Consider the following 13,004-nt stretch of genomic DNA (forward strand, 5'->3'; position numbering starts at 1 on the left):
GGGGAGCACGGGGTGATGAACGGATCCTGGAGCCGGATCATCGGGGCGGTCGGCGGCGCGGCGGCGGCCGTGGCCTTCCTGGCCGCCGGCACGGCCCTGGCCCGGGTGACCGGGCCCTGTGCCAACTGCCACACCATGCACAACAGCCAGGACGGCGGACCGGTGGCCGCCGGCGGGCCGTACGCTTACCTCACCACCGACGACTGCGTCGGCTGCCACACCAACCCCAGCGGGGGGGAGACCGTGCTGGATCTCGGCGGGGGTACCCTGGTCCCCGTCGTGAACACGGCGGCCCCGCCGGTGACCCCCCTGGCGGCGGGGAACTTCTACTGGGTGCGGGGCGGCAACGACACCAAGGGACACAACTGTCTCACCGTGCCGGGCATCACCCAGGACCAGTTCCTGGCCAAGGCGCCGGGCACCAGCCGGGGGGGGCCGCAATGCATGGCCTGTCACGGGCGGATCTCCAACTGCGAGAGCTGCCACACGCCCCGCCACCACGCCGACGACTCAGGTTCCGGGCCGGTGGGGGAGGCCGGCGGCTGGTACCGCTTCCTCAACTCGAGCGCCCATGGCCAGAGCGACACCGGCGTCATCGGGATCGAGGACGCCGACTGGGAGCACACCGTCTCCGCCGCCGACCACAACGAGTATCGGGGGACGACGAACGCCTATGGAATCGACGACAATTCCATGAGCAACTACTGCGGGGGATGCCACGACCAGTTCCACGGGATCCTGTGGACGGACGGCTCCAACCCGGACAACCATTCGCCCTGGTTCCTGCACCCCACGCACCTGGCGTTGGCCGACACGGACCCCGGCAAGGAGTACCACTTCTACAACACGGCCAACGGCACCGCCCCGGGGCCGTACAATCCCCTCGTGCCGGTGGCCAGGGACCCGGGGCGCCTCGCCGGCATGACCGGGCCGGACGCCCAGGTGTACGTGGCGGCGGGCGAGGCCCAGGGCGACCAGGTGATGTGCCTGTCGTGTCACCGGGCCCATGGCAGTCCCTATGACGACATGCTCAGGTGGGATTACCAGGCTTGCGACGCCGGGAGTCCCTCGGCGGACTGCGGCTGCTTCGTCTGCCACACCAGCAAGGATTAGCGGGGGGCCGGTTTCCCGCCGGATCGCCGGAAGGGGGCGCGGAAACCCGGGGGAAAGGAGCGGCTGGGAGTGGCCACAGGAGGTCTTCGGGAGGGGGGACGACGGGTCCCCCCCTTTTTTGAGATCGTTCTGCTCCTGCTCCCGGTGATGATCCTCGGGGCCGCCCAGCGGCCGGCCGGGGCCGCGCCCCTCGGGATCAACGCCGATTGGCGCTTTTCGGAGAGCGGTGACGGGGAGACCCTGGATACCTTCTCCCAGAGCTACAACATGGACTTCGGGTCGGAGGTCAACGAGGTGATCGACTACAGCGGGGCCGTCCGGTACCAGCGCACGCGCCGGGAGTCGGCCGTCTCCGAGATCCTGTCGCCGACCCTCGGCCTCGCCCTGGACAACGACGTCTTCCGGCTGGACCTGTCGGGCAACCTCAACCGGCGCCGGGAGTCGGAGGGGCCGAACCTCACGGACAGCACCTGGGAGGCCACGTGGACGAGCCGGTGGCGGCACCGCTGGTGGCCCTCCCTCCGCCTCTTCTACGGGCAGGACCGGTCCCGGGACGACCTGGACCGGCATGCCATCGACACGGAGTCCGACCGCTACGGCGGCAACCTCGACTGGACCCTCGGGCGGCTCAAGGCCTTCTATGCCTACGACCGGCGCGAGAACACCGACAACTCCCAGGCTCTGGAGTACCTCTCGGACTCCCACGTGGCCCGGGTCCAGGGGAGCGCGGCGTTCTTCGGCGACCGCCTGACGCTCTCCTTCGCGCAGCAGTTCCTCCAGGCCGACGAGGAGGTCCGCGGCGCCCGGCCCGCCGGCCAGGTGGTGTTCCTGCGGGTGACGGTGGCCACGGCCCTCTCGGGGGTGGATGCCACGCCCCAGACCGGGACCCTGGCCTCCACCCCGGCCCTCATCGACGGGGACCGTTTCAGCGCGGCCGTGACCATCAACCCGGGGGACCGGACGAACATCGGCGCCCGGACGGGGGGGCAGGCGGCGGACCGGCTCTTTCTCTATACCACCGACGACATCAGCGCCAGCGCCGGGGCCTTCCAGTGGGACCTCTACGTGAGCAGCGACGGGAACAATTGGTCCCTGTCGGCCGCCAACCTGGCCTTCACCTACAACGGGCCGCAACGGCGGTTCGAGATGGATCTGCCGGCCGTGAGCCCGGAGTTCCTGAAGGTGGTGGCCACGGCCACCCCGGCCACGGCGGTCTCGGTGAGCGAGATCGAGATCTTCCGCCGGGTGGTGGCCACCGGGAGCAACCTGCTGTCGGAATCCACCAACCGGAGCTGGCACTCCGACGTGAGCCTGGGCGCCCGGCTGCGGGAAGACCTGGCCTTCTCCTACAGCCTGTCCTACGAGGCCAGCCGGCCCGATCCCGGCGCCCACCGGGACAAGACTTCGCAGGCGGGCAGCCTCCGCTGGACCCCGTGGGGACGGTACTTCTCCTCCACCCTCGGCGCCTCGGAGACCCGCGACCAGCGGGAGAACGACCCGGACACCACCAGCCGGAGCTATTCCCTGACCCTGGCCTCCACCCCCCTGGACACCCTCGACCTCGGGGCCTCGGTCACGAGGAGCGACAGCCTCGAAGACGGCCGCCGGATCGGCACCTCCTACCACTACGGCCTTCTCGCCTCGGCGGAGATCTACCCGGACCTCCACGCCGGGCTCGACGTCAACTATTCCACCGCCGAGAACCTGGAGTCGGACACGACGACCCGGACCCTGAACGGCGTCGCCCGCCTCACCGCCCGCCTCACCCCGGCGGTCCTCCTGGACGGCTCCGTGGAGCACAACCGGACCGACGGCAGCGGGACGGAGAGCCGGGAGAGCATCGGGGTCCTGAACCTCACCTGGCGGCCCTCGGACATCGTGTCGGTCCGCTGGACCGGGCGCCGGACCTGGACGGACCAGGAGGAGGACGCCAACGGCTGGTCCGTGACCCTGGGCCTGGCGCCCACCCGGAAGGTCCAGATCAACGGCACCTACACGTACCAGGACGCCGCCACCACCTCCGAGAGCTTCGGCCTTTCGGCCAACTGGAACATCAGCCGGTTCTTCCTGTTCCAGGCCTCGGGCAGCTACCAGATCCTGCCCGACGAGGAGCCCTGGCAGGTGGGGGCGCAGCTGACCGCCCGGTTCTCCGGGCTGTGATAAAATGGTCGAAGAAAGGAGAGCCTCTTACATGACGGAGGAAAGAAGGCCCGGGCGGTCCACCCGAGCGGTCCGGTGGCTGGCGGCGGGGTTGCTCGCCATGTCCCTTGCGGCCTGCGGGGCCGTCACCGGGGTCCGGCACTTCACCCGGGAGGGCACGGATCTCGGCTACGTGCAGCGCGTGGCGGTCCTCCCCTTCGAGACGCCCGAGCAGGGAGACTTTTCCGGGGAGCGGGCACGGGATTTCACCATCACCCAGGGTCTGGCCATGGGCCGTTTCGACGTGGTGGACAAGGGCCTCGTGGACAGCGTGCTGCGCGAAGAGGCGGTGCAGCCGGGAACCCCGCTGGATCTCGCGACGCTCAAGCGGCTGGGCAAGCGCCTGAACGTCCAGGCCTTCCTCATGGGAACCGTGGACCAGGAAGGCGAGGGCAAGCGGGGGGCCTTCCGGTTCCCGGAGATCGCCCTCACCCTCCGCCTGGTGGACGCCGGGACGGGGGCGGTGCTCTGGCGGGCCAGCGGCCACGGCAGCGGCTACAGCCTCCTCGGGCGCCTCTTCGGCCTCGCCCCGCGGAACTCGTTCCAGGTGGGCATGGACCTCGTGGGTGACCTCCTGCGGACCTTGCCCACGCGGCGGGGAGGATGACCGCGGCATGATGCGACGGGGAAGGCCGATATCTCCCCCCGGAAGGCCGGGGGCGGGGGCCCGGCGGCGGGCGGCGGCGCCGGGGTGGGTGCTCGCGGCGTGGCTGCTCCTCGCGGCCGTCCCGGCCGCCGCCCAGGGGGTCCGCATCGCGGTCTTCCCCGTGGAGGACCTCTCCCAGGGCGTCAACGGGGTCTCCTGGTCGGTCACGGAGCGCCTCTCCAAGGCCCTCGAGGCCCGGGGCTTCGAGGTGGCGGCGGCCGAGGCGGTACGCTCCTTCCTGGTCCGGAACCACGTCCGGACCCTGGGTTACCTCGACACCTTCCACGTCTTCAAGGCGCGGCGGGAGCTGGACGTGGACCTGGTGCTCCTGGGCTGTGTCACCCAGAGGACGGAACGTCCCTGTCCCACCGTCGGCCTGGCCCTCAACCTCGTCCGCGCCCGGGACGCCCGGTCGGTCTGGGCGGCGGTGGAGTCCCTGTCGTGTCGGGACGCGCGCCATCCCCTCGGGCTCTTCGAGCCGACCTCCATCGAGGACCTCTGGCCCACGGTGACGGAGGCCATCCTGCGGCGCTGGCCCAGGGAGCTGGAGGTGGCGGCCGCCCGCCTCCCCCTCATCGAGATCGCCTCCGCCGACGTGTCCCCGCGGTACGTCCGGGCCGGGGAGCGGGTCACGGCCCGGGTGGAGGTCCGGGTGGCCGGTGCCGGCGACGACTTCTCGGCCTGGCTGGACGTGGGAGGCGGGGCGCCCGTTTCCATGCGGCCCCTGGGCGGCGGCGGCTTCTTCGCGGCGGAGTGGGCGGCGCCGAACCGGGAGGGCCGCCTGCCGGCCACCCTGGAACTTCGGTGGCCCTCGGGGCGGAAGCGGAAGATCTTCGTCGGCACCTACCACGTGGACACGACCCCCCCGAGGCTCACCGTGGCGCCCCGCGGGGTGCGCCTGGGTGACAAGGTCGCCTTCCGGCGGGACATGACCTTCGTCCCGCGGCTCCTGGACCCGGAACCGGTGACGCGCTGGGCCGTGACCATCCGAGACGCCAAGGGCCAGGTGGTGGTCCACCAGGAGACGGCCGGCGGCCTCCCGGACCGGTTGGTGTGGTCCGGAAAGAAGTCGGACGGCTTCCGGGCGGGCCAGGGGGAGTACACCTTCACGGTGGAGGCATGGGACCGCGCCGGGAACAAGGCCGCGGCCTCCGCCTCGGCCCTCCTCGTCGCGAACCCGCCCGGCGTCCTGGTCCGGGCCGCTCCCCGGCGGGACGGGGGGGTCCGGATCGACATCCGCCAGGAGGGTATGACCGACGTGGCCTATTGGCACGTCGAGGTCCGCTCCCGGGACGGATCGGTCCTGGAGACCCGGGAAGGCACCCGGCTTCCGGCCGCCCTGGACCTGCCGGAGACGGTGGTCCGGGAGGGCGGGGTGGAGTGCATCGTGACGGCGCAGGATGCCCTCGGCAACCGCGCCCGGCGCGAGATGAAGGACGTCCTCCTCGCCGCTGCCCAAGGCCAGGAGGAAGAAAAGAAGCCGGTGGTCCAGGACACGTGGGCGGCGGATTTCTGATGCGGACCGTTCGTGGACGGGCGGCATGCCGGCTCCGGGCCGCGACGGGGCTCGGCCTCCTCGGCCTGGCCCTGCTCTCGGCCCCGGGCTGCAGCGGGCTGCCGGCGGTCCACGAGCTGGCGCCGCTGCCCGCCGCCGGGGCGTGCCGCGTGGCGGTCTTGCCTTTCCGGAACGAGACGCGCTACCCTGTGGGGGCGGTCCTCGTGTACCGGGTCTTCCTGGCCGAGCTGGTCCAGGCCGGCCGGTTCGACGTGGTCCAGGAGGGGGACGTCCGGGAGGTGCTCCGCGGGCACCTCCGGCTGCTTCCGGGCCAGGATCCTCTGTGGGAGCACATGCCCATCCTCCATGACCGCCTCGGCGCCGACCTCGTGGTTTCGGGACGGGTCATGGAGATGGACGACCAGGGCCGCGGCGGCGGGGTGAACCCCGTTTTGGCCATCCGCCTCGAGATCCGGGACGGGGCCAGCGGCCGGCTCCTGTGGGAGACCTACCACCGCCGGGACGGCCAGCACTACCGGAAGGTGTTGCACTTCGGGTTGATCAATTCCATGACGGCGCTGGCCCGGCAGATGGCCCGGGAGGTACTGGACGAGTGGACGAAAAGGGGGCTCCGGGGATGTACCGGGTGAAGGGCGGCCTCGCGCTGACTTGGCTCCTCCTGGCCCTGGCGGCGGCGCCGGGTGCGGCGCATGCCGGGTTCTGGACGGACTGGTGGCGGGGGGACCCGGTTCTCGCCGTCATCAACGGGAAGGCCTACACGGAGTCGGATTTCCGGCACTGGTGGGAGAACTGGAAGGAGAAGGACGCCGCCGTTCCCGAGACCCCCGGGGCCTTCGTGGACTGGCACCTCCAGGTCCAGGAGGCGGAACGGATGGAGCTCTACCGTTCCCCGTCCTACCGGGAAAAGGTCCTCACCTTCCTGAAGGCCCGGGGCCTCATGCTGCTCAAGAAGGAAGAGGTGGACGACCGGGTGCGGATCCGGGAGGCGGACCTTTGGGACCGGTACAAGGAACGGTACACACCGCGTCGCCGGTTGCTGGTCCTCTACTACCAGGATGAGGCCGCCGCCCGGGCGGCGGCCGGGCGCCTGGCCTCCGGGGAGGTCCGCCCCGAGGCCTACGCGGCCGGCGAGGCCAAGGACGCCGGCGCGGTCCACGCCTCCACCCGCTGGTTCCGGCCCGGGGAGATACCCGGGGCCTGGACCGAGGCCGTGGCCGGGCTGGAACCCGGCGGGGCCGCCGGGCCCTTGGCCTACGGGAAGGGCTGGGCCGTCCTCTGCCTCCTGGATGTCCGCGGCCCCGAGCAGGCGGACTTCCACCGCGTCGAAGGGCGCGTCCGGGAAGAGCTTCGGAAGGAGCAGGAAGGGCGTCTCACGGCCGACCTCCTCCGGCGGCTCCGGGCGAAGTACGAGGTCCGGGTGGACGAGGACCTCGCCCTCGGGCTGGCGGCCAACGAGACCCGGGCCGAGGTGCTGGATCGGCCGGTCGTCCGCACGAACCGCGGCAGCGTCACGGCCAGGGTCTTCCTCGCCCAGATCCGGCGCGACCGCAGCTTCCGGCACCGCTACGGCTTTGCGCAGGGCGACGCGGCGGCCGCCCGCCGGCGGGTGTTGGACGGGATCCTCTCCCAGACCCTCACCACGTGGGAGGCCCTGGACCGCCACTACGAGGAACGGCCACCCTTCAAGTGGGTGTACCGGTTCTACTGCCAGCACCGGCTCATCAAGGAACTCGAGGCCCGGCTGGTGGCGCCCAAGGTCCGGGTGACGGAGGCGGACGTCCGCTCCTACTACGATGGGCATCCCGCCGAGTTCACCGAGCCGGCCACGGTCCGCATCATCGCCGTCCAGGAGGAGGGCCGGCTCGTGGACCGGATCTGGGCCGAGCTCCAGGCCGGGGAGGACTTTTCCCGGTTGCTCCGCCACTATTTTCCCCGGGACATACCCGCCAAGCGGGTGCCGGTCGGCCACCTTCAGCCGGAGTTCCGCAAGGTGGTGGAAGGCCTCTCGCCCGGGGAGGTCTCGGCCCCCTTCACCTTCAACGGCAAGGCGACCCTGGTGCAGCTCGTGGCACGGACGCCGGCCCGGCGCCGCCCCCTGGACGAAGTCCGGGAGGAGATCCGCGAGCGGCTCCGGGCGGAGGCCTTCGAACGCGAGCGGGCGGCCCTGGTGCGGCGGCTCAGGGAGGCCTCCACCGTGGAGGTCCGCGAGGATACCTGGAAGGACATCCGGAGAGCCTATGCGGCTGAATCGACGACTCGAAAGGGCTAGGTGGGCGGTGGTCTGCGCCGCCCTGGCCGTGGCGGCCTGCGTGCCCGCCGGCGGCCCGGCGCCGCCCAAGGGCTGCGTGGACTGCCACAAGGACCTCGGCGAGAGGTTCAAGGCGGGCGTGGTCCATGCCCCGGTGAAGAGGAACGAGTGCAAGGCCTGCCACCTGCCCCACGGCCTCATGGGCGGGGTCTTCCTCCGCGAAAAGCAACCCCGGTTGTGCCTGCGGTGCCACGAGGCCCCGGCACCGGCCGCCGCCGGGCAGGGATCGGTCCACGGCCCGGTGAAGGAGGGCCGCTGCACCGCCTGCCACGATCCCCACAACGCGCCGAACCCCGGGCTCCTCGGGGCGGCCGGGTCGGAGTTCTGCTTCAGGTGCCACGACAAGGCGCCCTTCACCCGGGCCCGGCGGCACAAGGCCCTGGAGCAGGGCTGCGGCGCCTGCCACGAGGACCACGCCTCGGTGCATCCCGCCCTCCTCAAGAAGGCCCCGGACGACCTCTGCCGGTCGTGTCACCCCGGGGCCGGCGCGGCCTTCCGGAAGGCCCACCGGGGCGAGCCCGTGACCGGCGCCTGCCTCGGCTGCCACACGCCCCACAGCTCGGACGGCCCGGGGCTCATCCGCCGGGTGGCGCACCGGCCCATGCTGGAAGGCAAGTGCGAGGCCTGCCATCGCGTGGGGCCCGGCGGCGGGCTGGAGGTCGCGGCGCCGCCGGCGAGGCTCTGCCGGTCGTGCCATGCCGGGTCTCCCCCGCCCGGCGTCGCCGTCCATCCGCCCTTCGCCGACGGCGCCTGCCTCGAGTGCCATGCCGCCCATGCCAGCGACTTCGACGCGATGCTCGCCCGGCCGCCGGCCGCCACCTGCACCGGGTGCCACGACCAGGGGCAGGCGAAGAAGGCGGGCAGCCGGCACGCCCCGGCGGCCAAGGGGGCGTGCCTTTCCTGCCATTCCGGCCATGCCGGCGCAGGTGCCATTCTCAAGAAGGCCCCGGAGGCGCTCTGCTTCGATTGCCACGATCGGGCGCGGTATGGCCCTGCGCGAGACGCCCACCCCCCCGCGCGGGAGGGCAAGTGCCTCACCTGCCACCGGCCCCACGAGGCCGACCGGCCGGGTCTCCTCGAGGCGCCCGAGAAGACGGTCTGCCGCTCGTGCCACGGGGAAACCTTCGACGAGATGGACCGCTACAGCCTCCACAACCCCTTCGTGGCCGGCCAGTGCCACCGCTGCCACCGCCCCCACGGCGGCGGCGGCCCGGACCGCCTGCAAAAACCCGTCGAGGGCGGCCGGCTCTGCTTCGACTGCCACCAGTCCCTGGCGCGGGAGAGCGGGGGGGAAAACGGCCACCCGCCCTTCGTCCGGGGCCGCTGTGACGCCTGCCACCGCTCCCATGCCACCGACCAGGGCTTTCTCCTGAAGGCGGCCCCGGAGGCCCTCTGCTTCGGCTGCCACGCGGAGACGGCCCGGGCGTTCCGGAAGCGGGGTCGCCTCCACGATCCCGTGGCCCGCGGCAACTGCGGCGCCTGCCACAGGTCCCACGGCTCCGGGCGGCCCGGCCTCCTGGTCAAGGACCAGCCCGGGCTCTGCCTCAAGTGCCACGGCCGGGTGGCCGCCTTCTGGGCCGACGGGAGCGCGCACTCCCCCGCCGAGGAGGACTGTACCACCTGCCACGACCCCCACGGGTCCGGCGGGCCCGGGTCTCTCACGGAGCCCCTGGGGCGGCTCTGCGCCGAGTGCCACGATCTCGAGACACCCGGCTTCGCCAAGGCCCATTCCGGCATCCGGCCGGGGGCGGCCTCCTGCCTCCAGTGCCATGATCCCCACGGCGGCCCGGACGACCGGCTGCTCTACCCGGTGGGGCACGCCCCCTTCGAGTCCGGCAACTGCCGGCCGTGCCATCCCGGGAGGTCCAAATGAACGCCCTCGCCACCCGGATCGCCTCCATCGGCCTCTTCGCCGCCCTGGCCCTCGCGGGGGGCGGCGCCGCGCACGCGGCCGCGGGTACCCGGCTCTGTTTCCAGTGCCACGACCCGAAGGATTTTCGCGCCCGCCACGTCCATGTCCCGGTGGCCCAGGGGCGGTGCCAGGCCTGTCACAACCCCCACGTGGCCCGCTACGAGGGGCTGGTGCAAGAGAAGGACGCCGAGCTCTGCTACCGGTGCCACGCCAAGGAACGGGCGGCCTTCGCCGAGGGCGTGGTCCATGAACCCGTCCGGAAAGGACGGTGCCTGGCCTGCCACGATCCCCACGATTCGGATGCACCGGGGCTCCGCAAGGGGAAGGGCCCCGAGGCCTGCTTCGGGTGTCACAAGGCCTTGCCCCGGAAGTTTCCCCACACCCATGCCCCCTATGCCAAGGGAGACTGCCAGGCCTGCCACCTCCCCCATGCCGGCCCGGACGCCCGCCTGTTGAAGGGCGACGCGGAGCGGCTCTGCTACCGCTGCCACAAGGGGAAGGCGGTCTGGAAGCGGCACAGGGGCTTCCCCGGCAAGGCGGGGCGGTGTCTCTCCTGCCACAACCCGCACGGGAGTTCCCGGGCGGCGCTGGTCCGGGACGTCCTGCATCCGCCCTACGCGAAGGGGTGCCGCTCCTGCCACGGCAAGGGCGCGGCCCGGGGGCCGGATCTTTGCCTCTCCTGCCACCCGGGGGTCAAGGAGGAGGTGCTCCGGCTGCACAGCCACCTGGCCGGCGGCGGGGAATACGGCTGCACGGCCTGCCACAGCCCCCACGCCGGGGACGGCAAGGCCCTGCTCCGGGGGGCCGAGAAGTTCGTCTGCCGGAAGTGTCACGAGGGGAGCTTCCGGGACGCCGAGCAGCGGCTCTACGTCCACCCGGACCTCGCCGACTGCACCGCCTGCCACGCGGCCCACGGATCGGACCAGGTGGCCATGCTGAAGAAGGACGGCACCGAGTCCTGTACCGGGTGCCACGAGACCCAGGGCAAGTTCACGCATCCCGTTGGGGAGAAGGCCCGGGATCCGCGGACCGGCCAGGCCCTCACCTGCGTGAGCTGCCACGACGCCATGGGGACGGACTTCAAGTACCACCTGAAGCAGAGCGGAGAGAAAGACCTCTGCCTGCCCTGCCACCCCGCTTACTGATCCGGGCGGGCGGCGGGCGACAGGCCGCGGAGGCCGGAAGGACGCCATGAAGAAGAACCTGCTGGCAGCGATAGTGGCCGTCACGGCCGCGTGCCTCGGCGGGGCGGCCCCGGCGGCCGCCGCTCCCTGGCGGTGGGCCTTCACCCTCGACGGGCAGGCCGTGGGGGCCCCCATGCGGAACGTCACCGGCGTCTACGTGGACGGCCAGGCCGGCCGTTACTACGTGGTGGACGCCGGGGACAACCGGATCCTCTCCTTCGACCGGGAAGGGAAGTTCCTCAGCCTCTTCGCCGCGGCCGGGGGGCTCCACCGCCCCGTGGCGGCGGCCAAGGACGGGCAAAGGCGCCTCTGGATCCTGGAGCGCGGCCGAAACTCCCTCACCCGGGTGGACTTCGCCCAAAAGAAGCTCATCCCCCACGAGATCCGGGACCGCGGCCGGGAGGTGGTGCCCGACGGGCTCCAGTGGGCCGAGGGGCGCTTCTACGTCCTGGACAGGGCCAGCGGCCGGGTCCTGGCGCTGGACGGGAAGCTGGCCGTGGCGGCCCGGTTCGCCGGCCCTCGGCCGTTCCGCGCCTTCCGGGTCCGCGGCGACGCGCTCTACGCCCTGGACCTCCCCGGCCGGGAGGTGCGGGTCTTCGGCCTGGACGGCCGGCTCCGCCGCACCATCGCCCTGGAGGGCGGCGTCCGGCGGCCGGCCGGCCTCGAGGTGGGCCCTTCGGGGTTTCTCTTCGTGCTGGACCGCCACCGGCACGACGTTGCGGTCTTCGACACCCGCGGGCGCCTCAAGTACCGGTTCCTGGGCGAGGGGCAGGCCCGCGGGCGGCTCTACTACCCGGCCGCCCTGGTCTTCGATCCGTGGGGGCGTCTCTGCGTGGCCGACGAGGGCAACGGCCGGGTGCAGGTCTTCATGCGCTGAGGTGCCGGGATGAACGGGACGAGATGCGGAGTGTTCCTGGCGCTGGCGGCCGTGCTGGCCGCGGCGCCCGCCGCCGCCAAGGTCACGGGCCCCTGTGCCGCCTGCCACACCATGCACAACAGCCAGAACGGGCTCTCGGTGGTGGGCGGGGGGCCGATACCGGGGCTGCTCAACGCGGACTGCCTCGGTTGCCACACCGGTTCCAACGCCGGGGGCACGACCCCCTACGTCTTCAGCCAGAGCGCCCCGGCCTACGGAACCAGCGGCACCGAGGCGACCACCACCACTCTCGCCGGGGGCAATTTCTACTGGGTGGCCAACGGGAACCCCAGGGCCGGCCACAACGTCCAGGGCGCGGCGCCGCCGGACCCGGACCTCGGCAACACCCCGCCGGGAGGAACGGCCCTTTCCACCCAGCTCAACTGCGCCGGGACCAACGGCTGCCACGGCCGGCGCAGCGATGCCGACCCGTACCGGGACATGTTCGGGGCCCACCACCAGAACGACATGACCGGCTGGAAGGACGGGACCTCGCTGGCCCGGAGCTACCGGTTCCTCATGGGGGTCCAGGGCCTCGAGGACGCGGCCTACGAGTTCCGGCCCACGGCCGCGGGGCACCACAACAAGTACTACGGCGTGGACAGGGCCACGGAGGCCGACGCGGCGGGCACCCTGAGTTCCCTCTGCGGCTCGTGCCACGGCGACTTCCACCACGGCACGGGCCAGGTGGCCTCCGGGACCTTCGGGGCCGGGGCCTGGCTCCGGCACCCCACGGACTTCGACATGTCCCGGGCCACCACCAGCGGGGAGTACGCCGGCTACAACGGCGGCGGCGGCACCGGGAACCCCTACAGCGTGGTGAGCCCCGTGGCCACCTCGGACACCTCCACGACCCTCAATACCACGGTCTACTCCCAGGCGGGGGACGCCGTGGTGATGTGCGCCTCCTGCCACCGGGCCCACGGAACGCCCTTCGCCTACGCCCTGCGGTGGGACTACCGGAGCTGGCCCGGCGGGGGGACCAACGGCTGTGCCGTGTGTCATACCAGCAAGGACTGATGGCGTCGCAAAAAGTCGCGGGCTGCCGTGTTGCTTCGGATGCTTTCGTCATCGCGGCGGAGCCAAGTACGCCCCATTCCTCGATGGCGTCGCGAGAATCACCAAGCGGGACGCTCGGCGGTGGTGCTTCACGCCCCTCGGCCCCTCGCAGTCCCCGGCGGCGCCTCGTTCCCCCCGATGGTCGCGCCTT

Annotated in this window: 10 protein-coding genes; all 10 read left to right on the plus strand. The window is 72.2% G+C overall.

What is annotated here, in order from left to right; all coding sequences use genetic code 11:
* Positions 1-15: 15 nt before the first annotated feature.
* On the plus strand, positions 16-1,113 hold the full coding sequence (locus HCU62_RS03205) for a cytochrome c3 family protein (protein ID WP_163297690.1): 1,098 nt from the start codon (positions 16-18) through the stop codon (positions 1,111-1,113).
* Between the two features lie 144 nt (positions 1,114-1,257).
* Positions 1,258-3,273 (plus strand): hypothetical protein, encoded by a 2,016-nt coding sequence (locus HCU62_RS03210; RefSeq protein WP_169755419.1) that lies wholly within the window; start codon positions 1,258-1,260, stop codon positions 3,271-3,273.
* A gap of 31 nt (positions 3,274-3,304) precedes the next feature.
* Entirely contained in the window at positions 3,305-3,919 is a 615-nt protein-coding gene (locus tag HCU62_RS03215; protein ID WP_163297688.1) for a hypothetical protein, read from the plus strand.
* Positions 3,920-3,926: 7 nt separating this feature from the next.
* Complete coding sequence (locus HCU62_RS03220; RefSeq protein WP_163297687.1) at positions 3,927-5,474, plus strand: FlgD immunoglobulin-like domain containing protein; 1,548 nt, start codon at positions 3,927-3,929, stop codon at positions 5,472-5,474.
* Positions 5,474-6,103, plus strand: a complete 630-nt coding sequence (locus HCU62_RS03225) for a hypothetical protein (RefSeq protein WP_163297686.1) — start codon at positions 5,474-5,476, stop codon at positions 6,101-6,103. Before HCU62_RS03220 ends, HCU62_RS03225 begins: the two co-directional genes overlap by 1 nt.
* Positions 6,091-7,743 (plus strand): peptidylprolyl isomerase, encoded by a 1,653-nt coding sequence (locus HCU62_RS03230; RefSeq protein ID WP_169755420.1) that lies wholly within the window; start codon positions 6,091-6,093, stop codon positions 7,741-7,743. Before HCU62_RS03225 ends, HCU62_RS03230 begins: the two co-directional genes overlap by 13 nt.
* Positions 7,712-9,655 carry a cytochrome c3 family protein gene (locus HCU62_RS03235; protein ID WP_163297684.1) on the plus strand — a complete coding sequence of 648 codons (1,944 nt, stop codon included), beginning with the start codon at positions 7,712-7,714 and terminating at the stop codon, positions 9,653-9,655. The genes HCU62_RS03230 and HCU62_RS03235 overlap by 32 nt, the downstream gene beginning before the upstream one ends.
* Positions 9,652-10,839, plus strand: a complete 1,188-nt coding sequence (locus HCU62_RS03240) for a cytochrome c3 family protein (RefSeq protein ID WP_163297683.1) — start codon at positions 9,652-9,654, stop codon at positions 10,837-10,839. The genes HCU62_RS03235 and HCU62_RS03240 overlap by 4 nt, the downstream gene beginning before the upstream one ends.
* A gap of 46 nt (positions 10,840-10,885) precedes the next feature.
* Positions 10,886-11,755 carry an NHL repeat-containing protein gene (locus tag HCU62_RS03245; RefSeq protein ID WP_163297682.1) on the plus strand — a complete coding sequence of 290 codons (870 nt, stop codon included), beginning with the start codon at positions 10,886-10,888 and terminating at the stop codon, positions 11,753-11,755.
* Between the two features lie 9 nt (positions 11,756-11,764).
* Complete coding sequence (locus tag HCU62_RS03250; RefSeq protein WP_163297681.1) at positions 11,765-12,814, plus strand: cytochrome c3 family protein; 1,050 nt, start codon at positions 11,765-11,767, stop codon at positions 12,812-12,814.
* Positions 12,815-13,004: the final 190 nt, after the last annotated feature.

The sequence above is a fragment of the Dissulfurirhabdus thermomarina genome (genome assembly GCF_012979235.1).
GTDB classification, from domain to species: Bacteria; Desulfobacterota; Dissulfuribacteria; order Dissulfuribacterales; family Dissulfurirhabdaceae; genus Dissulfurirhabdus; species Dissulfurirhabdus thermomarina.